This window comes from Pseudomonas sp. MIS38, assembly GCF_019891575.1.
In the GTDB taxonomy this organism is placed as follows: domain Bacteria; phylum Pseudomonadota; class Gammaproteobacteria; order Pseudomonadales; family Pseudomonadaceae; genus Aquipseudomonas; species Aquipseudomonas putida_A.
The window spans coordinates 1-25,030 of sequence record NZ_JAFLXF010000008.1 but is presented as its reverse complement, the minus strand read 5'-3'; the positions used below and the strand labels follow the sequence as shown (position 1 = coordinate 25,030).

At 63.5% G+C, this 25,030-nt stretch carries 13 protein-coding genes; 7 read left to right on the top strand and 6 right to left on the bottom strand.

The window, feature by feature from the left end:
* Positions 1–24: 24 nt before the first annotated feature.
* Together J1G18_RS11315 and J1G18_RS11310 are read left to right on the top strand one after the other, a co-directional pair.
* Positions 25–13,023, top strand: coding sequence for a non-ribosomal peptide synthetase (locus J1G18_RS11315; RefSeq protein WP_223007668.1), 12,999 nt, complete (start codon positions 25–27; stop codon positions 13,021–13,023).
* Positions 13,024–13,205: 182 nt separating this feature from the next.
* Positions 13,206–14,021, top strand: coding sequence for an alpha/beta fold hydrolase (locus tag J1G18_RS11310; protein WP_096794985.1), 816 nt, complete (start codon positions 13,206–13,208; stop codon positions 14,019–14,021).
* 56 nt (positions 14,022–14,077) lie between these two features.
* Here J1G18_RS11310 and dsbG read toward each other — a convergent pair whose 3' ends face one another.
* The 3 genes from dsbG to dsbD are packed head-to-tail and all read right to left on the bottom strand — an operon-like array spanning position 14,078 to position 17,427.
* Positions 14,078–14,848 (bottom strand): thiol:disulfide interchange protein DsbG, encoded by a 771-nt coding sequence (gene dsbG / locus J1G18_RS11305; protein ID WP_223007667.1) that lies wholly within the window; start codon positions 14,846–14,848, stop codon positions 14,078–14,080.
* On the bottom strand, positions 14,824–15,693 hold the full coding sequence (locus J1G18_RS11300) for a TlpA disulfide reductase family protein (protein ID WP_027613398.1): 870 nt from the start codon (positions 15,691–15,693) through the stop codon (positions 14,824–14,826). The genes dsbG and J1G18_RS11300 overlap by 25 nt, the downstream gene beginning before the upstream one ends.
* Positions 15,694–17,427: a protein-disulfide reductase DsbD gene (dsbD, locus tag J1G18_RS11295; protein ID WP_223007665.1), complete on the bottom strand. Its 1,734-nt coding sequence runs from the start codon at positions 17,425–17,427 to the stop codon at positions 15,694–15,696.
* 153 nt (positions 17,428–17,580) lie between these two features.
* On the opposite strand from dsbD, the gene J1G18_RS11290 reads away from it, so the two are divergent.
* From J1G18_RS11290 to J1G18_RS11270, 5 genes are all read left to right on the top strand, one after another.
* Positions 17,581–18,261 (top strand): response regulator, encoded by a 681-nt coding sequence (locus J1G18_RS11290; RefSeq protein ID WP_096794987.1) that lies wholly within the window; start codon positions 17,581–17,583, stop codon positions 18,259–18,261.
* On the top strand, positions 18,261–19,583 hold the full coding sequence (locus J1G18_RS11285) for an ATP-binding protein (RefSeq protein ID WP_049827920.1): 1,323 nt from the start codon (positions 18,261–18,263) through the stop codon (positions 19,581–19,583). The genes J1G18_RS11290 and J1G18_RS11285 overlap by 1 nt, the downstream gene beginning before the upstream one ends.
* Before the next feature lie 217 nt (positions 19,584–19,800).
* Positions 19,801–20,286, top strand: coding sequence for a GNAT family N-acetyltransferase (locus tag J1G18_RS11280; protein WP_134786987.1), 486 nt, complete (start codon positions 19,801–19,803; stop codon positions 20,284–20,286).
* 143 nt (positions 20,287–20,429) lie between these two features.
* Positions 20,430–21,842 carry an aspartate aminotransferase family protein gene (locus J1G18_RS11275; protein ID WP_223007664.1) on the top strand — a complete coding sequence of 471 codons (1,413 nt, stop codon included), beginning with the start codon at positions 20,430–20,432 and terminating at the stop codon, positions 21,840–21,842.
* 83 nt (positions 21,843–21,925) lie between these two features.
* The gene (locus J1G18_RS11270; protein WP_003226665.1) at positions 21,926–22,150 is read left to right on the top strand and encodes an MbtH family protein; all 225 of its coding nucleotides are present in this window, start codon (positions 21,926–21,928) and stop codon (positions 22,148–22,150) included.
* 186 nt (positions 22,151–22,336) lie between these two features.
* On the opposite strand, the gene J1G18_RS11265 is transcribed toward J1G18_RS11270, so the two are convergent.
* Genes J1G18_RS11265 through J1G18_RS11255 form a run of 3 tightly spaced genes read right to left on the bottom strand, consistent with a single transcriptional unit; the run spans position 22,337 to position 24,990 of the window.
* Positions 22,337–23,242 (bottom strand): metal ABC transporter substrate-binding protein, encoded by a 906-nt coding sequence (locus J1G18_RS11265; RefSeq protein ID WP_223007662.1) that lies wholly within the window; start codon positions 23,240–23,242, stop codon positions 22,337–22,339.
* Positions 23,243–24,142, bottom strand: coding sequence for a metal ABC transporter permease (locus J1G18_RS11260; RefSeq protein WP_003226663.1), 900 nt, complete (start codon positions 24,140–24,142; stop codon positions 23,243–23,245). It lies immediately after the preceding gene.
* The gene (locus tag J1G18_RS11255) at positions 24,142–24,990 is read right to left on the bottom strand and encodes a metal ABC transporter ATP-binding protein (protein WP_262415564.1); all 849 of its coding nucleotides are present in this window, start codon (positions 24,988–24,990) and stop codon (positions 24,142–24,144) included. The genes J1G18_RS11260 and J1G18_RS11255 overlap by 1 nt, the downstream gene beginning before the upstream one ends.
* Between the last annotated feature and the right edge of the window lie 40 nt (positions 24,991–25,030).

Below are 25,030 nucleotides of genomic sequence, written 5' to 3'. Positions count from 1 at the left end.
AGCCGAATTCAGGCAGGAAACCTCATGACCGACGCGTTCGAACTCCCCAGCACTCTGGTCCAAGCCCTCCAGCGCCGTGCGGCACAGACGCCGGATCGCCTGGCCCTGCGCTTTCTCGCCGAAACCGAGGAGCAGGGCGTGGTGCTCAGTTACCGCGAACTGGATCAGCGCGCGCGGACCATTGCGGCCGCGTTGCAGGCCCAGGCTGAATTCGGTAATCGCGCGGTGCTGCTGTTTCCCAGCGGCGCGGATTACGTTGCGGCGTTTTTCGGTTGCCTGTACGCCGGGGTGATCGCCGTGCCGGCCTATCCACCGGAGTCTGCCCGTCGTCATCATCAGGAACGCCTGCTGTCGATCATTGCCGACGCCGAACCGCGTCTGCTGCTGACCAGTGCCGACCTGCGCGATGCCTTGCAGCAAATCGACGGCGCGCCGCCGTTGCTGTGCGTCGATACCCTCGACAACGCCCAGGCCGAGCGCTGGGTCGAACCGACTTTGCCGCAAGACCACATCGCCTTCCTGCAATACACCTCCGGCTCCACCGCGCTGCCCAAAGGCGTGCAGGTCAGCCACGGTAATCTGGTGGCCAACGAGCTGCTGATTCGCCACGGTTTCGGCATCGACGTGAACCCCGACGATGTGATCGTCAGCTGGCTGCCGCTGTACCACGACATGGGTCTGATCGGCGGATTACTCCAGCCGATTTTCAGCGGCGTACCGTGCATCCTGATGTCACCCGCGTACTTCCTTGGTCGCCCGTTGCGCTGGCTTGAAGCGATCAGCCAATACGGCGGCACCATCAGCGGCGGGCCGGATTTCGCCTATCGTTTGTGCAGCGAGCGGGTCAGCGAATCGGCGCTGGAGCGCCTCGACCTGAGCCGCTGGCGCGTGGCCTATTCCGGCTCCGAACCGATCCGTCTCGATACCCTTGAGCGCTTCGCCGAGAAGTTCACCCCGTGCGGCTTCAGCGAAGACAGCTTCATGGCCTCCTATGGTCTGGCCGAGGCGACCCTGTTCGTCGCCGGCACACCACGGGGCACCGGCATTCCTGCGCTGCGCGTCGATGATCAGGCACTGGCGCAAAATCGCGCTGAACCGGGCGACGGCAGCCCGATCATGAGTTGCGGCATCAGCCAGCCTGAGCATGCGGTGCTGATCGTCGAGCCGAGCAGTCTGCAAGAACTCAATGACAATGCGGTCGGCGAAGTCTGGGCCGCCGGCCCGAGCATCGCTCACGGCTACTGGCGCAACCCCGAGGCCAGCGCCAAAACCTTCGTTCAGCACGCCGGCCGCACCTGGCTGCGCACTGGCGATCTGGGCTTCATCCGCGACGGTGAACTGTTCATCACCGGGCGCCTGAAAGACATGCTGATCGTGCGTGGCCACAACCTCTATCCGCAGGACATCGAGAAGACCGTCGAGAACGAAGTGGAGGTGGTGCGCAAAGGTCGCGTCGCGGCATTCGCGGTCACTCAAGGCGGTGAAGAAGGCATTGGCATCGCCGCAGAAATCAGCCGCAGCGTGCAGAAAATCCTGCCGCCCGAAGCGCTGATCAAAGCTATTCGCCAAGCGGTGGCCGAGGCCTATCAAGAGGCGCCGAACGTGGTGGTGCTGCTCAACCCGGGCGCGCTGCCGAAGACGTCCAGCGGCAAGCTGCAACGCTCGGCGTGCCGCAATCGTCTGGCCGATGGCAGCCTCGACAGCTACGCGGTGTTCCCCTCCGCCGAGCTGCAAAGTACCGAGCCGACCCTGGCAGCTTCCGAGCTGGAAGCGCTGATTGGCAAGATCTGGGCCGAGCAACTCAACCTCAAACAGGTCAACGCCGACGATCATTTCTTCCTGCTCGGCGGCAACTCGATTGCGGCAACTCAGGTGATCGCCAAGGTGCGCGAAGAACTGGGCCTGGAGCTGAACCTGCGCCTGTTGTTCGAAGCACCGACCCTGTCGGCATTCGCCGCTGCCGTGGCGCAGCAGCAACAGGATGGCGGTAACGCCCAAGACGCAATCAACGCCTTGTCGCGCAGCGAAGCACTGCCGCAATCGCTGGCGCAAAACCGACTTTGGATCACCTGGCAACTCGACCCGCACAGCAGCGCCTACAACATCCCCGGCGCCCTGCGTCTGCGCGGCGAGCTGGACGAAGACGCGTTGCGCGCCAGCTTCCAGCAACTAATTGAGCGCCACGAGTCACTGCGCACGCGCTTCTTCGAGCGCGCCGGCGTAGCGCTGCAACAAGTCGACGCCGCACCTGAATTCAACCTGCAACTGATCGACATCAGCGACCTGCCGGCGCACGAGCGTGAAGCCCGCGCGCAACAGATCCGCGAAAACGAAGCGCGCACCCAGTTCGACCTGGAAAAAGGCCCGCTGCTGTGGGTGACGCTGGTGCGTCTCGACGACGAAGATCACCAGTTGCTGGTGACCCTGCACCACATCATCGCCGACGGCTGGTCGCTGAACGTGCTGATCGACGAATTCTCGCGCCTGTACGCTGCGGCATCCCAAGGCCAGCGCGCCGAACTCGCGCCGCTGCCCACCCAATACGCCGACTACGGCAGTTGGCAGCGCCAGTGGCTGGCGCAAGGCGAGGGCGAGCGGCAACTGGCGTACTGGAAAGCCCGGCTGGGCGACGAACATCCGGTGCTGGAACTGGCCACCGATCATCCGCGTTCGGCCAAACAATTGCACAGCGCTGCGCGCCACAGTGTGCGCCTCGGCGTCAGCCTCAGCGACGCGATCAAGCAGACTGCGCAGGCGCATCAATCGACGCCGTTCATGCTGTTGCTCTCGGCGTTCCAGAGCCTGCTGCACCGCTACAGCGGTCAACGCGATATCCGCATCGGCATCCCCAACGCCAACCGTCCGCGCCTGGAAACCCAGGGCTTGATCGGCTTCTTCATCAACACCCAGGTGCTGCGTGCCGAGGTTGATTCGCGGCTGTCGTTTGTCGAGTTGCTGGCGCAGACCCGCGAGGCTGCACTGGGTGCTCAGGCCCATCAGGATCTGCCGTTCGAACAACTGCTCGAGGCGTTCCCGCAGGCCCGCGAGCAGGGTCTGTTCCAAGTCATGTTCAACCATCAGCAGCGCGACTTGAGTGCGCTCAAGCGCCTGCCGGGTCTGCTCGCCGAAGAGTTGCCGTGGCACAGCCGCGAAGCCAAGTTCGACCTGCAACTGCACAGCGAAGAAGATCGCAACGGGCGCCTGACCCTGTCCTTCGACTACGCCGATGAGCTGTTCGACGCAGCGACCATCGCGCGTCTGGCCGAACACTTCAGCAATCTGCTGCGCGCCGTCTGCGAGCAACCACAGCAGGCGATCGGCGACCTGCAATTGCTGACTCCATGCGAGCACGAACAGCAACAAGCATGGAGCATCGCCCCGTGCACCCCGGCGCAACACTGGCTACCGGAATTGCTCAACGAACAGGCGCGCCAGACTCCGGAACGCACCGCGCTGGTGTGGGACGGCGGCAGTCTCGATTTTGCCGAATTGCACGCCCAGGCCAACCGTCTCGCGCATTATCTGCGCGACAAAGGTGTCGGCCCGGATGTGTGCGTGGCAATTGCAGCCGAGCGTTCGCCACAACTGTTGATCGGCCTGCTGGCGATCATCAAGGCCGGTGGCGCTTATGTGCCGCTGGACCCGGATTACCCGGCCGACCGTCTGGCCTACATGCTCAGCGACAGCGGTGTCGAGCTGCTGCTGACTCAGACTGCATTGCTCGACCGTCTGCCAGCCAGTGACGGCGTCAGCGTGATCGCCATGGACGCGTTGCACCTGGAAAACTGGCCCAGTCAGGCACCGGGTCTGCACCTGCACGGCGACAATCTCGCCTACGTGATTTACACCTCCGGCTCCACTGGTCAACCGAAAGGCGTCGGTAACACCCACGCCGCATTGGCCGAACGGCTGCAGTGGATGCAGAACAGCTATCGCCTGAACGACAGCGACGTGTTGATGCAAAAGGCGCCGATCAGTTTCGACGTGTCGGTGTGGGAGTGCTTCTGGCCGCTGATCACTGGCGCGCGTCTGTTGATCGCCGGCCCCGGTGAACACCGCGATCCGCATCGCATCGCGCAGTTGGTTCAGCAGTACGGCGTGACTACGCTGCACTTCGTGCCGCCGCTGCTCGCGCTGTTCATCGATGAGCCGCTGAGCGCCGAATGCACCAGCCTGCGCCGGTTATTCTCCGGCGGTGAAGCGCTGCCGGCGGAACTGCGCAACCGCGTGCTGGCGCAGCTGCCGGCGGTGCAACTGCACAACCGTTACGGCCCGACCGAAACCGCGATCAACGTCACCCACTGGCACTGCACCACGGCCGACGGCGAGCGTTCGCCGATTGGCCGGCCGCTGGGCAATGTGATCTGCCGCGTGCTCGACGCCGATCTCAATCCCGTGCCGGCCGGTGTTCCGGGTGAACTGTGCATCAGCGGCATCGGTCTGGCCCGGGGTTACCTCGGTCGCCCGGCGCTGACGGCCGAGCGCTTTGTGGTCGACCCGTTGGGCGAGCAGGGCGCACGTTTGTACCGCACCGGCGACCGTGCACGTTGGACCTCGGACGGCGTGATCGAATACCTCGGGCGTCTCGATCAGCAGGTCAAACTGCGTGGCTTCCGCGTTGAACCGGAAGAAATCGAGGCGCGGCTGCTGGCGCAAAACGGCGTCGCCCAGGCCGTGGTGTTGGTACGGGAAACCGCAGCCGGTGCGCAACTGATCGGCTATTTCACTGCCGCCGACGCCAGCGAAGATCAGGACGCACAGATCGCCCGCCTGAAAACCGCGCTGGCCGGCGAACTGCCGGAATACATGGTCCCGGCGCAACTGATGCGCCTGGACGCAATGCCCCTGAGCCCGAGCGGCAAGCTCGACCGTCGCGCCTTGCCCGAGCCGCAGTGGCAAGTGCGTGAGCATATCGAACCGGTCACCGAGCTGGAACAACAGATCGCCGCGATCTGGCGCGAAGTGCTGGGTCTGCCACGGATCGGTCTGCGCGACGACTTCTTCGCCCTCGGCGGGCACTCGTTGCTGGCCACACAAATCATCTCGCGTAGCCGTCAGGCCTGTGACGTCGAGTTGCCGTTGCGCGCCTTGTTCGAGCACAGCGAACTCGGCGATTTCGCCGAGCAGATCCGCCTGATCCAGGCCAGCGGCCAGACCAACCAACAGCCGCCGATTGCCAAAGTCGATCGCCGCCAAGCCGTACCGCTGTCCTATTCGCAGCAACGCATGTGGTTCCTCTGGCAGATGGAACCGGACAGCCCGGCGTACAACGTCGGCGGCATGGCGCGCCTGCGCGGCGTGTTGCACGTCGAGCATTTCGAGGCAGCCTTGCAGGCGTTGATCCTGCGCCACGAAACCCTGCGCACCACGTTCCCGAGCGTCGATGGCGTGGCCCGTCAACAGGTGCATGCCGAGACCGGCGTGCGCATGGGCTGGAAGGACTTCTCGAAACTGCCGGCTGACCAGCGTGAGCAGCAGGTCCAGCAACTGGCCGATGACGAAGCGCATCTGCCGTTCGACCTGGAAAGCGGCCCGCTGATTCGCGCCTGTCTGGTGAAGACCGCCGAGCACGAGCATTACTTCGTGCTGACCCTGCATCACATCGTCACCGAAGGCTGGGCGATGGATATTTTTGCCCGCGAGCTCAGCGCGCTGTACGAAGCGTTCGTCGATGACCGCGATTCGCCGCTTGAAGCGTTGCCGGTGCAGTACCTGGATTACAGCGTCTGGCAACGGCAGTGGCTGGAGTCAGGTGAACGTCAGCGCCAGCTCGACTACTGGACCGCGCAACTGGGTCGCGAACATCCGTTGCTGGAACTGCCCGGCGACCGTCCGCGGCCACCGGTGCAAAGCCACCAGGGTGAGCTGTTCCGTTTCGATCTGAGCGACGATCTCGCCGCTCGCGTCCGCGCGTTCAATGCGCAGAACGGTCTGACCCTGTTCATGACCATGACCGCTGCGCTCGCCACCTTGCTCTACCGCTACAGCGGCCAGACCGACTTGCGCATCGGCGCGCCGGTGGCCAACCGTATCCGCCCGGAAAGCGAAGGGCTGATCGGCGCATTCCTCAACACTCAGGTGCTGCGTTGCCAGCTCGACGGCCAGATGTCGGTCGGCGAACTGTTCGAGCAAGTGCGCCACACCGTTATCGAAGGCCAGTCGCATCAGGACCTGCCGTTCGATCATCTGGTCGAAGCGCTGCAACCGCCGCGCAGTGCGGCGTACAACCCGTTGTTCCAGGTGATGTGCAACGTGCAGCGCTGGGAATTCCAGCAGAGCCGGATGCTCGCCGGGATGACCGTCGAGTACCTGGCCAACGATGCGCGGGCGACCAAGTTCGACCTCAACCTGGAAGTCACCGACCTCGATCATCGCCTCGGTTGCTGCCTGACCTACAGCACCGACCTGTTCGACGAACCGACCATCGCGCGCATGGCCCAGCATTGGCGCAACCTGCTGGAAGCGTTGATCGCCGATCCGCAACAGCGTCTGAGCCAGTTGCCGCTGCTCGCCCCGACTGAACAACAGCAGTTGCTCGACAGCCTCGGCGTTGAACCGGGCGAACGTCGTCTCGACCAGTGCATCCATCACCTGTTCGCCGAGCAGGCGCTGGCGCGCAAAGATGCCCCGGCCCTGACTTTCGCCGGACAGACTTTGAGCTACGCCGAACTCGATGCCCGCGCCAATCGCCTGGCCTGGGCCCTGCGCGAGCGTGGGGTCGGCCCGCAAGTGCGGGTTGGTCTGGCGCTGGAGCGTTCGCTGGAAATGGTCGTCGGCCTGCTGGCGATTCTCAAGGCCGGCGGCGCTTATGTGCCGCTGGACCCGGAATATCCGCTCGATCGCCTGCACTACATGATCGAAGACAGCCGCATCGGTCTGCTGCTCAGCGACCGGGCGATGTTCACTGCCCTCGGTGATTTGCCGTCGAGCGTGGCGCGCTGGTGCCTGGAAGATGACAGCGCGGCGCTGGCGGATTACCCGGCCACTGAGCTGCCCTTTATCAGCCTGCCGCAGCATCAGGCCTATCTGATTTACACCTCGGGCTCGACCGGCAAGCCGAAAGGCGTGGTGGTGTCCCACGGTGAAATCGCCATGCATTGCCAGGCCGTGATCGAACGTTTCGGCATGCGCCCGGACGACTGCGAGCTGCACTTCTATTCGATCAACTTCGACGCCGCCACCGAGCGTCTGCTGGTGCCGTTGCTCAGCGGCGCGCACGTGGTGCTGCGAGCGCAAGGGCAGTGGGATGCGGAAGAAATCTGCGGGTTGATCCGCACCCACCGGATCAATGTGCTCGGCTTCACCCCGAGCTATGGCAGCCAGTTGGCGCAGTTCCTCGCGACGCAAAACCAGGTTCTGCCGGTGCGGATGATCATCACCGGCGGCGAAGCGCTGACCGGCGAACACCTGCAACGGATTCGCGCGGCGTTCAAGCCGAGTCTGTTCTTCAATGCCTATGGCCCGACTGAAACGGTGGTCATGCCGCTCGCCAGTCTCGCCCCGGAAGTGCTGGAAGAAGGCGCCGGCAGCGTGCCGATCGGCAGCGTGATCGGTGATCGCGTGGCTTACATTCTCGACGCCGATCTGGCGTTGGTACCGCAAGGTGCGACCGGTGAGTTGTTCGTCGGCGGCGCCGGTCTGGCGCAGGGCTATCACGACCGTCCGGGCATCAGCGCCGAGCGTTTCGTGGCAGACCCGTTTGCCGCCGATGGCGGGCGCATGTACCGCACCGGCGATCTGGTGCGCCAGCGTGCCGATGGGCTGGTGGAGTACCTGGGGCGGATCGACCATCAGGTGAAAATCCGTGGTTTCCGCATCGAGCTGGGTGAGATCGAAACCCGTCTGCTCGATCACCACTCGATCCGCGAAGCGGTGGTGCTGGCGCTGGATGCGCCGAGCGGCAAGCAACTGGTGGGCTACCTGGTCAGCGACGTCGCCGAGCAAGGCGAAGCGCAACAGGCCGAACTGCGTGAAGCACTGAAGTCGCACCTCAAGGCGCAATTGCCGGACTACATGGTGCCGACGCACCTGATCCTGCTGGCGAGCATGCCGCTGACCGCCAACGGCAAACTCGACCGCCGCGCCTTGCCGGCACCGGATCCCGAGCTGAACCGTCAGCACTACGTCGCCCCGAGCAATGAGCTGGAGCAGACCCTGGCGCAGATCTGGTGCGAGGTGCTCAACGTCGAGCAGGTCGGTCTCAACGACAACTTCTTCGAACTCGGCGGCGACTCGATCCTGTCGATTCAAGTGGTCAGCCGCGCGCGGCAGCAGGGCATTCATTTCAGCCCGCGGGATCTGTTCCAGCATCAGACCGTGCAGACCCTCGCCGCTGTCGCCAGCCGCAGCGAGCAAGTCACTGCCGAGCAGGGACTGGTGGTCGGTGAGTCGGCGATGACGCCGATTCAACACTGGTTCTTCGACACTGATATTCCTGAGCGTCAGCACTGGAACCAGGCGCTGCTGCTGGAGCCGAGCGTGGCGCTGGAACCGCATCGTCTGGAGCAGGCGCTGCTGGCAGTGATCGAACAGCACGACGCCCTGCGTCTGCGCTTCACCCAGGTCAACGATCAATGGCAAGCAACGCATCAACCGGTGTCCGACGCCGAGGTGTTGTGGCAGGTGCGGGTGGCGGCGATGGACAAGTGCGCAGCGCTGTTCGCTGATGCCCAGCGCAGTCTCGATCTGCAGAACGGCCCGCTGCTGCGCGCCTTACTGGTCGATGGTCCCGAAGGGCAGCAACGCCTGTTCATTGCGATTCATCACTTGGTGGTCGACGGCGTGTCGTGGCGCGTTTTGCTCGACGATCTGCAAACCGTGTACCGCCAGCTCGAAGCCGAACAGTCGGTAAAACTGCCGGCGAAAACCAGTGCCTTCAAGGACTGGGCGGCACGTTTGCAGGCCTACGCCGGCAGCGAATCACTGCGTGAAGAACTGAACTGGTGGCAAAGCCAACTGGCCGGATCGAACGCCGATCTGCCGTGCGAAAACCCGCAGGGCGGACAACAGAATCGTCACGCGCAAACCGTCAGCGTGCGCCTGGATGCCGAGCGTACCCAACAACTGCTGCAACAGGCGCCGCGGGCCTACCGCACACAGGTCAACGATCTGCTGCTGACCGCGCTGGCCCGCGTGCTGTGCCGCTGGAGCGGGCAGCCGTCGGCGTTGATTCAACTGGAGGGCCACGGCCGCGAAACGCTGTTCGACGAGATCGACCTGACCCGCACCGTCGGCTGGTTCACCAGCGCCTATCCATTACGCCTGACCCCGCACAACATCGAAGAGGCCGCCGGGCAGGGCGCTTCGATCAAGGCGATCAAGGAGCAACTGCGCGCGGTACCGCACAAAGGCCTCGGTTATGGCGTGTTGCGTTATCTGGCCGATGACCTCAGTCAGCGCAGCATGGCGGCGTTGCCGAATGCTCCGGTGACCTTCAACTACCTCGGCCAGTTCGATCAGAGTTTCGCCAGCGATGCGCTGTTCCGTCCGCTGGACGAGCCGGTCGGTGCGGCCCACGATCCGCAGGCGCCGTTGCCCAACGAGTTGAGCATCGACAGTCAGGTGTACGGCGGCGAACTGCTGCTGCGCTGGACTTTCAGTGCCGAGCGCTACGAGGCGCAAACCATCAACGATCTGGCCGACGCCTACCTCGGTGAGCTGCAAAGCCTGATCGAACATTGCCTGCAAGACGAAGCCGGCGGCCTGACGCCGTCGGACTTCCCATTGGCGAAACTGACCCAGGCGCAACTCGATGCACTGCCGGTGCCGGCGGCGCAGATCGAAGACGTCTACCCGCTGACGCCGATGCAGGAAGGCATGTTGCTGCACACCTTGCTCGAACCGGGCACCGGTCTGTACTACATGCAGGATCGCTACCGCATCAACAGCGAGCTCGATCCCGAGCGTTTCGCCCAGGCCTGGCAAGCGGTGGTCGCCCGTCATGAAGCGCTGCGTGCGTCGTTCTGCTGGAACGTCGGCGAGGACATGCTGCAAGTGATCCACACCCCGGGTCGTACGCCGATCGAGTACCTGGACTGGAGCGCCATCGCCGAGGACGAGCAAGAACCGAAGCTGCAAGCGCTGCTGAAAAGCGAGCGCGAGGCCGGATTCGATCTGCTCAATCAGGCACCGTTCCACCTGCGCCTGATCAAGGTCGGTGCGGCGCGTTACTGGTTCATGATGAGTAACCACCACATCCTCATCGATGCCTGGTGCCGTTCGCTGCTGATGAACGATTTCTTCGAGATCTATACCGCCCTCGGTGAGGGGCGCGAAGCACAGTTGTCGGTGCCGCCGCGTTACCGCGACTACATCGGCTGGCTGCAACGCCAGAGCCTGGCCGAGGCACGCCAGTGGTGGCAGCAGAACCTGCAAGGTTTCGAACGCACCACGCCGATCCCGAGCGACCGGCCGTTCCTGCGCGAACACGCCGGCGAAAGCGGCGGCATGATCGTCGGTGATCGCTATACCCGTCTCAACGTTGAAGATGGCGCCCGTCTGCGTGAGCTGGCCCAGGCCCATCAACTGACCATCAACACCTTCGCCCAAGCGGCATGGGCCTTGGTACTCCGCCGCTTGAGCGGTGATCGCGACGTGCTGTTCGGCGTGACGGTGGCCGGGCGGCCGGTGGAAATGCCGGAGATGCAACGCACCGTCGGCCTGTTCATCAACAGCATCGCGCTGCGGGTGCAGATCCCGGCGGACGATCAGCGCGCCAGTGTGCGCCAGTGGTTGAGCGGCCTGCTCGACAGCAACATGCAACTGCGCGAGTACGAATACCTGCCGCTGGTGAACATTCAGGAGCAGAGCGAACTGCCGAAAGGCCAGCCGCTGTTCGACAGTCTGTTCGTGTTCGAAAACGCCCCGGTGGAAGTCTCGGTACTGGACCGTGCGCAGAGCCTCAATGCGACTTCGGACTCCGGCCGCACTCACACCAACTTCCCGCTGACAGCGGTGTGCTACCCGGGCGATGACCTCGGTCTGCATCTGTCGTATGACCAGCGTTACTTCGACGAGTCGACCATTGAGCGCATGCTCGGCGAGTTCAAGCGCCTGCTGCTGGCGTTGGTCGAGGGTTTCCACGGCGACATGGCCGATCTGCCGCTGCTGGGCGCCGAGGAACAGGACTTCCTGCTGCACGGCTGCAACCAGAGCGCCCACGACTATCCGCTGGAGCAGAGCTACGTGGCGCTGTTCGAAGCGCAGGTCGCGGCGTACCCGCAGCGCATCGCCGCCACTTGCCTCGAACAGCAACTGAGCTATGCCGCGCTCAACCACAATGCCAACCGTCTCGGTCATGCACTGGTTGCGGCCGGGGTGCAGATGGATCAACCGGTGGCATTGCTGGCCGAGCGTAATCTCGATCTGCTGGGGATGATCATCGGCAGCTTCAAGGCCGGTGCCGGTTACCTGCCGCTGGACCCGGGCCTGCCGAGCCAGCGCCTGCAACGCATCATCGAGCTGAGCCGCACGCCGGTGCTGGTGTGCAGCGAAGCCTGCCGCGAACAGGCGCAGACCTTGCTCGATGAATTCAGCTGCGCCAACCGTCCGCGGCTGTTGGTCTGGGAAGATCTTCAGGCCGCCGCGACCTCCGCGGACAACCTCGGCATCCACAGTGGCCCGGACAATCTGGCTTACGTGATCTACACCTCGGGTTCGACCGGGTTGCCGAAGGGCGTGATGGTCGAGCAAAGCGGCATGCTCAACAACCAGTTGAGCAAGGTGCCGTACCTGAAACTGACGGACGCCGACGTGATCGCACAGACCGCCTCGCAAAGCTTCGATATTTCAGTCTGGCAGTTCCTCGCCGCGCCGTTGTTCGGCGCGCGGGTGGACATTGTGCCGAACACCATCGCCCACGATCCGCAAGGCTTGCTGGTGCATGTACAGGCGCAGGGCATCACCGTGCTGGAGAGTGTGCCGTCGCTGATTCAGGGCATGCTCGCCTCCGATCGCCTGAGCCTCGACGGCCTGCGCTGGATGCTGCCGACCGGCGAAGCGATGCCGCCGGAACTGGCGCACCAGTGGCTGCTGCGTTACCCGGACATTGGTCTGGTCAACGCTTACGGCCCGGCGGAATGCTCGGATGACGTGGCGTTCTTCCGTGTGGACATGGCTTCGACTCGCGGCAGCTATTTGCCGATCGGTACGCCGACCGACAACAACTTGCTGTATCTGGTCGATGGCGCGCTGGAACTGGTGCCGCTGGGCGCGGTGGGTGAGTTGTGCGTGGCCGGGACCGGTGTCGGTCGCGGTTACGTCAGCGATCCGCTGCGCACCGCGCCGGTATTTGTGCCGAACCCGTTCGGCGCGCCGGGCGAGCGTCTGTATCGCACCGGTGACCTCGCGCGGCGGCGCAGTGACGGGGTGCTGGAGTACGTTGGCCGGGTCGACCATCAGGTGAAGATTCGCGGTTACCGCATCGAACTGGGTGAAATCGAAGCGCGTCTGCACGAACAGCCGGAAGTCCGCGATGCGGCGGTCGGCGTGCAGGAAGGCGTGAATGGCAAGCACTTGGTCGGCTATCTGGTCGCGGCGGATTCGGCGCTCAACCCGAGCGAACGTCTGGAGCGGATCAAGCAACGCCTGCGCAGCGAACTGCCGGAATACATGGTGCCGCTGCACTGGTTGTGGCTCGATCAGCTGCCGCACAACGCCAACGGCAAGCTAGACCGCAAGGCCTTGCCGGCGCTGGAGATCGGTCAGTTGCAGAGCGAGGATTACCTGGCCCCGCGCAACGAACTGGAGCAGACCCTGGCCGACATCTGGGCCGAGGTGCTCAAGGTCGACAAGGTCGGGGTGCGCGACAACTTCTTCGAGCTGGGCGGACATTCATTGCTGGCCACGCAGATCGCCTCGCGGGTGCAGAAAACCCTGCAACGCGATGTGCCGCTGCGGGCGATGTTCGAGTGCAGCACGGTGCAGGAACTGGCCGAGTACATCGAAGGCCTGGCGGCGAGTGACATGACCGAGGACAAGGTGGATCGCTTGAATGATCTGATGGCGGAGCTGGAGGGCTTGTAATCTTCGGCGTCTGTACCGGCCCCTTCGCGAGCAGGCTCACTCCTACATTGGGTATGCGTTCCCTTGTAGGAGTGAGCCTGCTCGCGATTGGGGGCGGCACATTTTCAGACATTTACACGGTTGACGATCATGAACCGGCAGCTCAGTCTGCCGGTTCTCTTTTTTTGTCGCGGGGGTGGTCGATGCCTTTCTTCACGGTTGACGGACAAGCGCTGCACTACATTGATCAAGGCACCGGCCCGGCCGTGTTGCTGGCGGGCAGTTATCTGTGGGACACGGCCATGTGGGCGCCGCAGATCGCTGCATTGTCGCCGCACTATCGGGTGATTGCCCTGGACCTGTGGGGCCACGGCGAATCCGGGCGCTTGCCGCCAGGCACCACCTCACTGGATGACATCGCGCGGCAGGTCGAGGCCTTGCTCGATCATCTGCAGATCGAACGGATCACTCTGGCGGGGCTGTCGGTCGGCGGCATGTGGGGCGTGCGTCTGGCGTTGTCGGCACCGCAGCGGATCAACGGTCTGGTGCTACTCGACACCTACGTCGGCGTCGAGCCTGAGCCAACCCGTCAGTACTATTTCTCGCTGTTCAAGCAGATCGAGGAAAGCGGCGAGATTGCGCCTCAGTTGCTCGACATCGTGGTGCCGATCTTCTTCCGCCCGGGCATCGATCCGCAGTCGGCGCTGTATCAGGACTTCCGCGCCAAACTCGCGGCGTACACCGCGGATCGCCTGCGCGAAAGCATCGTGCCGATGGGGCGTATCACCTTCAGCCGTGATGATCTGTTGCCGCGCCTGGGCGAACTGAATGCCGCGACCACCCTGGTGCTGTGCGGCGATCAGGACAAACCGCGACCGCCGTCGGAGGCACAGGAAATGGCTGAATTGATCGGCTGCCCGTGGGTGCTGGTGCCGGAGGCGGGGCATATCTCCAGTCTGGAGAATCCGCAGTTTGTGAGCGAGGTGTTGTTTACTTTTTTGGCTGAGCGCAACCGCTAAACCGTGTCATCGTTCTTTTCGCGAGCAAGCCCGATCAGGCAATAAAGAAGCCGGACTCACTTTGGCCCGAGAATCTTCGCCAGTTTCTCCGGTGAAGGCGCCCCTTGCTGCTGTTGCAGCTCGCCCTTGTCATCCATGTAGAAAATCGCCGGTGTCGCCTGCAGTTCCAGGTCTTCCATCAACTGCATGTTGGCGGCCAGTTTGGTCTGCACTGCTTTTGGAATGTCTTTCAATGGCTTGAGGATGCTGGCCTTGCCGGCCTTCTCGTGATCTTCCAGGGCCTTGGCCGGATCTTTCGCCGCCAGCAGCGCGGCGGATTTCGCCGGGCTGTCTTCGCGGATGATCCCGACCATGATGTGCCGCAGCTGCACCTTGCCGGCCTTGACCCATGGTCGCGCCTGTTCCCAGAACATGTTGCAGTACGGGCAGTTCGGATCGCTGAACAGGTACACGGTGCGCGGGGCATCCTTGTTGCCGTCCTGAATCCAGTTGCTGGCTTCGAACTTGCCCCAGATTTCCTTGGCCATCGGCGCATAGACCAGTTTCTGCAACGGCTCGCTGCTCAGATCCTTGCCGTCGGCGTCGTACAGATTGCCGAGCAAAACGTGTTGGCCGTCCGGCGTCAGGTACAGCGCCATGCCACGGTTCTGGTACTGCGCCGCATAACCGCGCAGGCCGTCCGGGGCGTCGAACTGGCCGACGATTTTTGCGCCCTTGGCTTCGATCTGCTTGATCGCGGCGGGCAATTCTTCGGCGGCCTGCACCGACGGCAGGTGCAGCAGGGCAGTGCCCAGAGTCAGCGTCAGCAGGTGGCGGAGGCGGGGCATGGCAGTTTCCTTGCAGAGGTGGCCGGTGCGGCGGTTGGATTCGGGATGTCGAAATTTTCCAGGGCGCGGGCCAGGCTGGCGTTCGACAGTTCGCCCAGATGACTGCTCAGCAAGCGACCGTCAGGGCTATAGAACAGCGTAGTCGGCAACGCCATGGAACCCACGGCCTGACCCAGTCGACCGCTACGGTCGAACAGCACATTGTTCAGGCTCAGGCCCTGGGTTTCCAGGAAGGTGGCAACGCTTTGCATGCTTTCGGCCTGATTGACGAACAGAAAGGTCAGGTCCGGGCGTTGTTGTTGAGCGTTTTCCAGCACCGGCATCTCGCGCCGGCAGGGCGGGCACCAGGTTGCCCAGAGGTTGATCACCAATGGACCGCCCTGATAGTCGCTGAGCTGGATGGTCTCGCCTGCGGCGTTGCGCAGGGTGATTTCCGGCAGGCGCGTGCCTTGTTCGTAGATGTTCAGTGACAGGGTCGCCAACAACCAGAACAGCACGCCGCTGGCCACGCCAAAACCCAATGGCCGACGCAGGCCCGGGCGGCGCCAGCCGCGATAGAGAGCGGTGAGCAGCAGCACGATCACCCCCGGCCAGGCGAGGAATCCACCATCGCGCAGGTCGATGATCTGCCACGGATCGTTGCGATAGTGGCCCCAGTACAGGGCGACAAACGCCACGCGTGCCGCGAGCATGCCCAGCAGAAACAGGCTGAACAGCGCCGACTCGGGGTTATCGCCGCCACGCTTGGCCACCCGCCAGCCGACAAAGGTCGCCAGCGCCAGGGCACTGATCAGCAGCAGGTGGTTAAGCGCGATGGCAAAGGTGCCGAGGGTGAACGTCAGCATTTAATTGGCGTCTCGGGTGGTGGTCCAGCGTTGCAGGAACGTCTCGGCATCCACCTCACCGGTGATGCGCTGGCTACGTCGTTCTTCGCCGTCGGTGCCGATCCAGACAAAACTCGGTGGCCCCGGGACTTTGTAGCGGCCGAGCAGCTCGCGGCTGGCGGCGTTGTCAGCAGTGACATCGAGGCGCAGCAGGCGCACATCACTCAGCGCCTGCATGACCTTGTCCTTGCCGAACACCTGTTTCTCCATGACTTTGCACGACACGCACCAGTCGGCGTAGTAATCGAGCAGCACCCACTGGCCCTGGGCTTTGGCGCTATCCAGTTCACGCTGCAGGGCTGCCGGATCCTTGATCGTGGTGAACGCGTCATGCCCGCTCGGCGTGGTGCTGGCGACCCGGCCGGCGCTGTACACCTGCAGCGGTTGATAAGGGTCGTCACTGCCACCGGCAGCGCCGATCAGCAACAGGCTGCCCCACAGACCGAGCAGCAACGAACTGGCGCCGAACACCTGGGCAACCCGGCCGAAGCCGTCCGATTGCTTCCAGGCACAGAACGCGGCGATCAGCAGCAGCGCGCCACACAGCCCCAGCCACAGCGACGAGTCCAGCACCGGGCGCAGCATCAGCAGCGCGGTCGCGAGGAACAGGAAACCGAAGATGCCCTTGAGCAGGTTCATCCACGCGCCAGGCTTTGGCAGGAAGCGATTGCCGACGGTCACTAACAGCAACAGCGGCACCCCGATACCGATGCCCAACGCGAACAGAATCAAGCCCCCGTGCAGCGCATTGCCGCTCTGCGCGATGTACAGCAAAGCGCCGGCCAGTGGTGCGGTCATGCACGGGCCGACCAGCAGACCGGACAATGCGCCGAGCACCCCGGCACCGATCAGGCTGCCGCCATTGCGACTGCGCGAAGCGTGTTCGAGGCGGTCACGCAGGGCCACCGGCAATTGCAATTCGAAGAAGCCAAACATCGGTAGCGCCAGCACCACGAACACTGCTGCAAATGCACCGAGCAGCCATGGATTTTGCAGCCAGGCCTGCAGGTTGGCGCCGAGCAGCGCAGCGATCACCCCCATCGCCGCATACACCAGCGCCATGCAGATCACATAGCTGCTGGCCAAGGCAAAACCACGGCGCGGGGTGGCGCCGCTGCCGACAATCATGCCCGCCAGAATCGGTAGCATCGGCAACGAGCACGGAGTGAACGCCAGCAACAGGCCGAGGCCGAAAAACACCAGCAGGCTCCAGCCCAGCGCCCGTTGTTGCAGGCTGCTGGCCAGGGCCTGATCCGGTGCTTCGGCACTGGCCGTTGGCGTCGCTTTGCCGCCCAGATCGATGACCCGGGTCTGCGGCGGATAACACAGGCCGGCATCGGCGCAGCCCTGATAACTGACCTTGATCTGACCGCTGGCCGAGGCCGGAATTTTTACCTCCAAGCCCTGGCGATACACCGGTTGTTCACCGAAGAACTCGTCACTGTGCGACTCGCCCTCGGGCAGCGCAGGCTGCTGCTCGGCCGTCAAACCGTCGAATTTCAGGCGTTTCTGGTACAGGTAATAGCCGTCGGTGATTTGCCAGAACAGCTGGGTTTCCCCGGACTCAAGGCGTTCGGAGGTGAGCACGAAGGCTTTGTCGACCGGCAGAAACTCCGGTTTGGTCTCGAATGGGTTGTTTCCCGCCTGGGCCAGGCCGGAGATCAGCAGTGCAAACAAAAGAAAAAAATGACGCATGGAGGAGCCTTGTCCCTGTGCAAGTGTGGGCACAATGGTGGATGGCGATTAACCGATGATTAACCGTCACGCCCTTGTCGCTGTGGCGTTGCGCGCCATAATGTCAGCTTAATCGGCCAACGGCCTAATCGGCTTTTTTCTACGGGACGGATCATGCACGTACTGGTTTGCGAAGACGATGAACTGATCGCCAGCGGTATCGTTGCCGGTCTCACGGCGCAGGGCCTGACGGTCGAGCACGTCAACACCGCCTCGAAAGCACGGGCGATGCTCAAAGTTGCCGAATTCGACGTGATGGTGCTCGATCTCGGCCTGCCCGACGAAGATGGCCTCAAGTTGCTGCAACAACTGCGTCAGCAGGGCCTGGAAATTCCGGTGCTGATCCTGACCGCACGCGACTCGGTGACCGACCGGGTCGATGGCTTGCAGGCCGGGGCTGACGATTACCTGCTCAAACCCTTCGATCTGCGGGAATTGTTCGCCCGTCTGCAAACCCTCCTGCGCCGGGTCGCCGGGCGCAGCGTCAACCTGATCGAACACGGCGCACTGACCTACGATCCAAGCAGCCGCGAAACCATGTTGGCCGGGCAACCGGTGGACTTGTCGCGCCGCGAGCAATCGCTGTTGCAGGCGCTGCTGCACAACCGTGGCCGAGTGCTGTCCACCGAGCAGTTGAAGGACAGCGTCTACGGCTTCAATGACGAACTGGAAAGCAACGCGCTGAACGTGCATATCCATCACCTGCGCAGCAAACTCGGCAAGGGCATCGTCGAAACCGTGCGCGGTCTGGGCTATCGCCTTGGGCCGGCCGATGGTGGAGAGCAGCAGAAGTGATGAGTCTGCGTCTGCGCCTGAGTCTGACCCTCGGCGCCGCGTTCGCCCTGATCTGGGCACTGGCTGCGGCCTGGATGCTCAGCGACTTGCGCAATCAAATGATGTTTTCCCTCGACCAGCGGCTGGTAGCCTCGGCGCGCATGGTCGCCGGGCTGCTGGAGCAACTGCCGGCGCTGCCGAGCAAGGGCGAGGGCACCCATTTCAGTGCCGAACAATTGAACATTCCCGGCGGCATGGCCTGTCAGGTCAGTTCGTTGCGCGGGGAAATTCTGGCCCGTAGTCACAGCAGTCCCGAGCAAACCCTGGAAGCGGAAAAAATGGGCTTCCACGATCAGATGATCGATGGCGCGCCGTGGCGCAGTTTCACTCTCGCGCGGGGGGATGTGCGGATCACCACGGCCGATCGGCAGATCGAACGCGAAGCGCTGAACATGTCGATCCTGCTGGCGGCCTCGGTGCCGGTGGGCGTGGCGTTGCTCGGTTGCCTGTGCCTGTTGTGGCTGGGCATCGGCCAGGGGCTGGCGCCGCTCAATCGGCTGCGCGAAGCACTGATGCGACGTAATGCCGACTCGCTTGAGCCGCTGCAATTGCAATCGTTTCCCAGCGAACTGAAACCGTTGCTCGATACGCAGAACCAGCTGTTCCAGCGCATCGGCAAGACCATCGAGCGCGAACGCCGCCTGACCGGTGATGCCGCCCACGAACTGCGCAGCCCGCTGACGGCGATCAAGACCCACCTGCAAGTGGCACGCATGACCGAAGGCAGTGCCCGCGATCAGTCGCTGGCAAGGGCCGAAGAGGGCGCCGACCGCATGCACCGCACCCTTGAGCAACTGCTGTTGCTGGCGCGGGTCGAGGGCAGTCTGTCGTTCGATGACGGCGTGCAGTGCAGCGCCGAACAGGTGGCGAAACTGGCGATGCAGGATGCGGCTGGTGGCGAGCGTCAGCGCATCAAGCTGCAATTGCCCAAGCAGCTCTCCAGTGCGCCGGTGCAAATGCCGGCGGTGCTGTCGATTGCCGCGTTGCGCAATCTGCTCGACAACGCCCTGCGCCATACCCCGGCGGATGCTGAGGTGGAGCTGAGCCTGGAAACGGTCGGCCAGCGCGCCCGTTTTGTGGTGCGCGACCACGGCCCGGGGATTGCGGCGCAAGATCTGCAGCATCTGACCCAACGCTTCTGGCGCAACGGCCAGAGCACCGGCTGCGGTCTCGGCCTGGCCATCGTGCAAGCCATCGTCCAGCGCTGCGCCTGCACCCTGCATTTCGACAGCCGGCCGGATGGCTTGCGCGTCGAGTTGACCATGCCGCTGCAACCTGTCTGAACCAGCAAAAATCCGCTGTGGGAGCGGGCTTGCTCGCGAAGGCGTCCGGTCAGTCGACAGGTTGCTGACTGGCACGCCGCCTTCGCGAGCAAGCCCGCTCCCACATTAGGGGATCCGTGGTGTGGCACATCAAATGTAACGTCTCTGCGTTGGTGATTCGCCGGCCTCGGCGTTAAGGTCGGGGCTGCTCTGACTCAATGGATTGAGGGAACGCGCCATGGAAGCATCGATCTGCATCTGCCCGGCGAAACCTGCCGACGCCGGCATCATCAGTCGCATCATCGAGCGATCGATTCGCGTCGGTTGTGCGCTCGAACACCGCAACGATCCGCAACTGGTCAGCCGCTGGATCGGCCGACAATCTGCCGACGTCATCAGCGCGCACCTTGCCGACGCGCATTGCTACCTGAATATCGCCTTGTTGCAGGACAAACCGGTGGGTGTCGGCATGGCCACGGCCAGCGGTGAGATAGGCTTTTGTCATGTGCAGCCGGAATGGTTTCGCCGTGGCGCAGGGCGCGCCCTGATGACCGACCTTGAAGGCTGGCTGCGGATTCGTGGTGTGCCGCAGGCGCGCATCGCCAGCACACGTAGCGGCGCGGCTTTTTATCGGCATCTGGGCTACTGCGATGCAGTGCCACGCGCCAGCGATCAGGGCTTGCACCGCGTTACGCTGCACAAGCTGTTGCCATTGTCCGACTGACATCTCGATCAAGGGTCTAAATCCTCGCCCCGCTTAAGCGTTTCCAGAACAGGAAAACCTGCATGTGCGCCCCGCGACCGGAACGCGCACCTGTGCAGTGTGCTGTTTTGGTCACTATCCATAGCGTATTGAGGGGTCGAGAGATGTCAGTCGCCACCAGCCTTATCGAAGAGTCGTCGGCCCGGATCAGCTCCGCGACGGCGGAAACCCTGTATCAGTTCAACGAATCACCACTACTGGCCCGGCAGAGCCAGCAGGAATCCAATGCCCGCAGCTATCCGCGACGCATTCCGCTGGCACTCAAGCGCGCCAAGGGCCTGTATGTCGAAGATGTCGAAGGCCGCACCTTCATCGATTGCCTGGCCGGTGCCGGGACTCTGGCCTTGGGGCACAACCACCCGGTGGTAATCGAGGCGATCCAGCAAGTGCTGGCCGATGAGCTGCCGCTGCACACCCTCGACCTGACCACGCCAGTGAAGGATCAGTTCGTCCAGGACCTGTTCGGTTTGCTGCCGCCATTACTGGCGGCCGAAGCGAAAATCCAGTTCTGCGGCCCGACCGGTACCGATGCGGTGGAAGCCGCGTTGAAACTGGTGCGCACCGCCACCGGGCGCAGCACGGTGTTGTCGTTCTCCGGCGGTTATCACGGCATGAGCCAAGGCGCATTGAGCCTGATGGGCAGTCTGGGGCCAAAAAAGCCGCTGGGCGCCTTGCTCAGCAACGGTGTGCAATTCATGCCGTTCCCTTATGACTATCGTTGCCCATTCGGTCTCGGCGGCGCGGCCGGGGTCAAAGCCAACCTGAGTTATCTGGAAAACCTGCTTAATGATCCTGAGGCCGGCGTGCAGTTGCCGGCAGCGGTGATCGTCGAAGCGGTGCAGGGCGAGGGCGGGGTGATCCCGGCCGATATCGAGTGGCTGCGCGGCTTGCGTCGGATCACCGAGAAGGCCGGGGTGGCGCTGATCGTCGACGAGATCCAAAGCGGTTTCGCCCGCACCGGCAAAATGTTTGCCTTCGAACACGCCGACATCGTCCCCGACGTGGTGGTGTTGTCCAAAGCCATCGGCGGCAGCCTGCCGCTGGCGGTGGTGGTCTATCGCGACTGGCTCGACACCTGGCAACCGGGCGCCCATGCGGGCACCTTCCGTGGCAATCAGATGGCGATGGCCGCCGGTTCCGCGGTGATGCGTTATCTGCTTGAGCACAAGGTCTGCGAACACGCCGCCGCCATGGGCGAACGCCTGAGCGAACACCTGCGCATCCTGCAACGCGACTTCCCGCAACTGGGCGACATTCGTGGTCGTGGCTTGATGCTCGGCGTCGAACTGGTTGATCCGAACGGCGCGCCGGATGCGCTCGGTCACCCACCCGCGTTCGCGCGTCTGGCACCGCTGGTGCAGCGCGAATGCCTCAAGCGTGGGCTGATTCTCGAACTGGGCGGCCGGCATGGCGCGGTGGTGCGCTTCCTGCCGCCGCTGGTGATCACCGCCGCCGAAATCGACCGCGTCGCCGAGATCTTCGGCCGGGCCCTGGCCGCCGCCACCGCCGCCGAGTAAATTTTTCGCAGCGCCGAACGTTCTATCTACATACCCGGCTGCACCCCTGGTGCAGCCCACCCTTACAACGATGGAGAACCAGCATGACGTCAGTATTCGACCGCGAGGACATCCTCTTTCAGGTCGTGGTCAACCACGAAGAGCAATACTCGATCTGGCCGGATTACAAAGCCGTGCCGGAAGGCTGGCGCACCGTGGGCAAGAGCGGCCTGAAGAAGGAATGCCTGGCCTATATCGAAGAAGTCTGGACCGACATGCGTCCGCTGAGCCTGCGGCAGAAGATGGAAGGGCAGGCGGCGGCTCAGTAATTTATCCGCCAAAAACAAACCCGCTGGACTGGTGACAGGCAGCGGGTTTTTTCATTGCTCGCAATGGTGTTGTTCTAGCGGGCCTCTTCGCGAGCAAGCCCGCTCCCACATTGGATCTGTGGTGCGCACAACTCCCCTGTGGGAGCAGGCTTGCTCGCGAAGAACGATAACGCGGTATTACTGAAACTACGCCCCACTCAACCCCTTGAGCAGCAAATCGACATTGCCTTCCAGCTCCGCCACCGGATCTTCGGCATCGGTGCTCAACACCAGCAAATGACTCCCCGACTCGGCAATCGCCGCTTTCACCGCTTCCGACGGCTGACGATGATGCAGCACCAGCGCCACGTCGTTGTCCTTGAGCGTCGCCGTGAGTTGCTTCAGCTCTTGCACCGTCCACTCGCTATCAGGCCGAGGATCCTGACCGATCAGCTCCAGATTCAGGCTGCCGATCAGATAACCGAAGTGATCGCTGAGGCTCATCACGCTCAGGTTTTCAGCCTCGGCCAGGCGCGCTTCGCTGTCGGCACTGAGCTTGAGCAGGCGCTGTTTCAGCGCCGTCAGATTGGCCTCGATCTTCGGTTTGGCCGACGGCGCCAGGCGCACCAGGTCTGCCGCGATCACATCAGCCATCCGTCCCATGTTGTTGCTCGCCAGCCATGGCTGACTGTTCAAGCCATCGACCTTCAGCCCCGGTTGCACGGCGATCCCCGGCAGGGCGCCATCAACCGGGCGCGCCGCGTCGACTTCGACAATGCGAATGTTGCTGCGCCGCGCGATCGGGTACAGCGGATCATCGGCCCACAGCGAGCGCACGCCGATCACCGCGTCGGCATTGCTCGCCAGTTTGCCCAGCGCCGGAGCGCCGCGACCGGTGAAGTATGCGGTCTGACGGCTGCCCGGCAGATTCGCCGGGGCTGCGCGCTCCAGGCTGACGTCGGTGCCTTTGAGCAGCACTTCGCCGAGGCCGTAGGTGATGGGCAGCGAGGCCAGTACGCGCAATGGTTTGGTGTTTTCAGCCGCCAGCAACGGGCTGCCGACCACGCCGCACAGGGCCATGGCCAGGGTCAGTTTTCGCAGTGAGAATATCATTTATCCAAGGTTCCCTTTCAGACTCGGGACAACCCCGCGCGCGATGGCGGCGAGGGCGAAGGCGATGCCGGCGACCAGAATGATCGCGGCGCCGGACGGGATCGGCAGATCGAAGACGATCGGCGCGAGGATCCCGCACAGCGTGCTGACGGTAGCAATCAGCACCGAGCACCAGAAGAAGCCCTTGAGCGACTGGCTGAGCAAGCGCGCTGCCGCCGCCGGAATCACCAGCAACGCGCCGACCAGAATCGCGCCGATGACCTTCACCGCCGCGACGGTGATCAGCGTCACCAGAATCACGAACAGGTAATCCAGAGTCTTCACCGCGACGCCGCGCACCGCCGCCAGTTGCGGGTTGAAACTGGCGAGCATGATCCGGTTGTACAAAGGCAGTGCCAGGGCCATGACCAGCGAACCGACGATGGCCAGCACCAGCAAGTCATTGCCGTTAACGGTGAGCACCGAACCGAACAGCACGTTCTCCAGAATGTGCACGTTGATCTTGCCGGCCAGAATCAACAGCAGGCTCGCGCCAAGCGCCAGCGACACCGAGAGAAACACGCCGATCAGGGTGTCGGGCGCCAGGCCGGTGCGGTTGCGCAGGTAGTTGAGCAGGATGCCGAACAACAGGCAGTAACCGAACAGGCTGCCGTACGGCCCGGTGTAGGGTTCGCCGAGCAGAATGCCGATGGCCACGCCGGTCAGTGCTGCGTGCCCGACCGCTTCGGAGAAAAACGCAAAGCGCTTGACCACCACCAGCGTGCCGAGGCCACCGAGCACCGGGCCGATCAACAGGCCGGCGAGCAATGCGTTGACCACAAAGCCGTAGGCCAGCGCTTCCGGCAGGTAACCGGACGACGCCCAGCCCTGGACCATCAAACGAAAGGCTTCGTAACTCATCAGACCGCGCTCCGTGGATGGGTGGAAAACAGACTCAGCAGCCGTTCCGGGGTCAGCGCCTGTTGCGGCGTGGCGTCGAACAGCACGCGGCGGTTGAGACCGGTGACCCGGTCGGCCAGACGCTTGACCGCTTCCAGATCGTGCTCGATCCACAGCACGGTGATGCCAGCGGCGCGCCAGTCGCCGAGCAGGCGTTCGAACACCTGGATCCCGGCTTCGTCGAGGGCCGACATCGGCTCATCCAGCACCAGCAATTGCGGAGCCGGGATCAAGCCTTGAGCGAGCAACACGCGCTGCCGTTCGCCACCGGACAACGCGCCCATGCGCCGCTTGCGTTTGTCCTGCATGCCGACCCGTTCCAGCGCCTCGCCGATGGCCTTGGCGTAGTGCTTGCTAAGGCCGAGAAACGCCGGGCGGCGCTGGCACATGGCGGCCATGAAGTCGTCGACGGTCATCGGCAGGCCGCGATCGAACTCCAGCGCCTGCGGCACGTAGCCGATGGTGCCGGGTTGGCCGGGCCAGTGCAGGCTCAACTGGCCTTGATGCGGCATTTGCCCGAGCAAGGTCTTGATCAGCGAACTCTTGCCACCGCCGTTGGGGCCGACCAGGGCGTGGACGTGACCGGGCTGAACCTGGAAGGTGACGTTGTCGAGGATTGTCGTGCGACCGAGGGTCAGAGAGACTCCCGCAAAATCCAGAGTCGGCCCACTTACCCCTTGTGGGAGCGGGCTTGCTCGCGAATGCGGTAGTTCATTCAATAATGATGTTGACTGACCGGACGCCTTCACGAGCAAGCTCGCTCCCACAGGGGATGGCGGGGTGTCAGAGAGGGTTTCTTTTGCTGTCATGCCCCGGACTCCTGAATCGCCCGCACCACGGTGTCGAGGT

What these genes read in the sequence shown, in the direction of transcription:
- J1G18_RS11315 (WP_223007668.1), top strand. Translation starts at nt 25, where the DNA reads ATGACCGACGCGTTCGAACTCCCCAGCACTCTGGTCCAAGCCCTCCAG.
- J1G18_RS11310 (WP_096794985.1), top strand. Translation starts at nt 13,206, where the DNA reads ATGCCTTTCTTCACGGTTGACGGACAAGCGCTGCACTACATTGATCAA.
- dsbG (WP_223007667.1), bottom strand. Translation starts at nt 14,848, where the DNA reads ATGCCCCGCCTCCGCCACCTGCTGACGCTGACTCTGGGCACTGCCCTG.
- J1G18_RS11300 (WP_027613398.1), bottom strand. Translation starts at nt 15,693, where the DNA reads ATGCTGACGTTCACCCTCGGCACCTTTGCCATCGCGCTTAACCACCTG.
- dsbD (WP_223007665.1), bottom strand. Translation starts at nt 17,427, where the DNA reads ATGCGTCATTTTTTTCTTTTGTTTGCACTGCTGATCTCCGGCCTGGCC.
- J1G18_RS11290 (WP_096794987.1), top strand. Translation starts at nt 17,581, where the DNA reads ATGCACGTACTGGTTTGCGAAGACGATGAACTGATCGCCAGCGGTATC.
- J1G18_RS11285 (WP_049827920.1), top strand. Translation starts at nt 18,261, where the DNA reads ATGAGTCTGCGTCTGCGCCTGAGTCTGACCCTCGGCGCCGCGTTCGCC.
- J1G18_RS11280 (WP_134786987.1), top strand. Translation starts at nt 19,801, where the DNA reads ATGGAAGCATCGATCTGCATCTGCCCGGCGAAACCTGCCGACGCCGGC.
- J1G18_RS11275 (WP_223007664.1), top strand. Translation starts at nt 20,430, where the DNA reads ATGTCAGTCGCCACCAGCCTTATCGAAGAGTCGTCGGCCCGGATCAGC.
- J1G18_RS11270 (WP_003226665.1), top strand. Translation starts at nt 21,926, where the DNA reads ATGACGTCAGTATTCGACCGCGAGGACATCCTCTTTCAGGTCGTGGTC.
- J1G18_RS11265 (WP_223007662.1), bottom strand. Translation starts at nt 23,242, where the DNA reads ATGATATTCTCACTGCGAAAACTGACCCTGGCCATGGCCCTGTGCGGC.
- J1G18_RS11260 (WP_003226663.1), bottom strand. Translation starts at nt 24,142, where the DNA reads ATGAGTTACGAAGCCTTTCGTTTGATGGTCCAGGGCTGGGCGTCGTCC.
- J1G18_RS11255 (WP_262415564.1), bottom strand. Translation starts at nt 24,990, where the DNA reads ATGACAGCAAAAGAAACCCTCTCTGACACCCCGCCATCCCCTGTGGGA.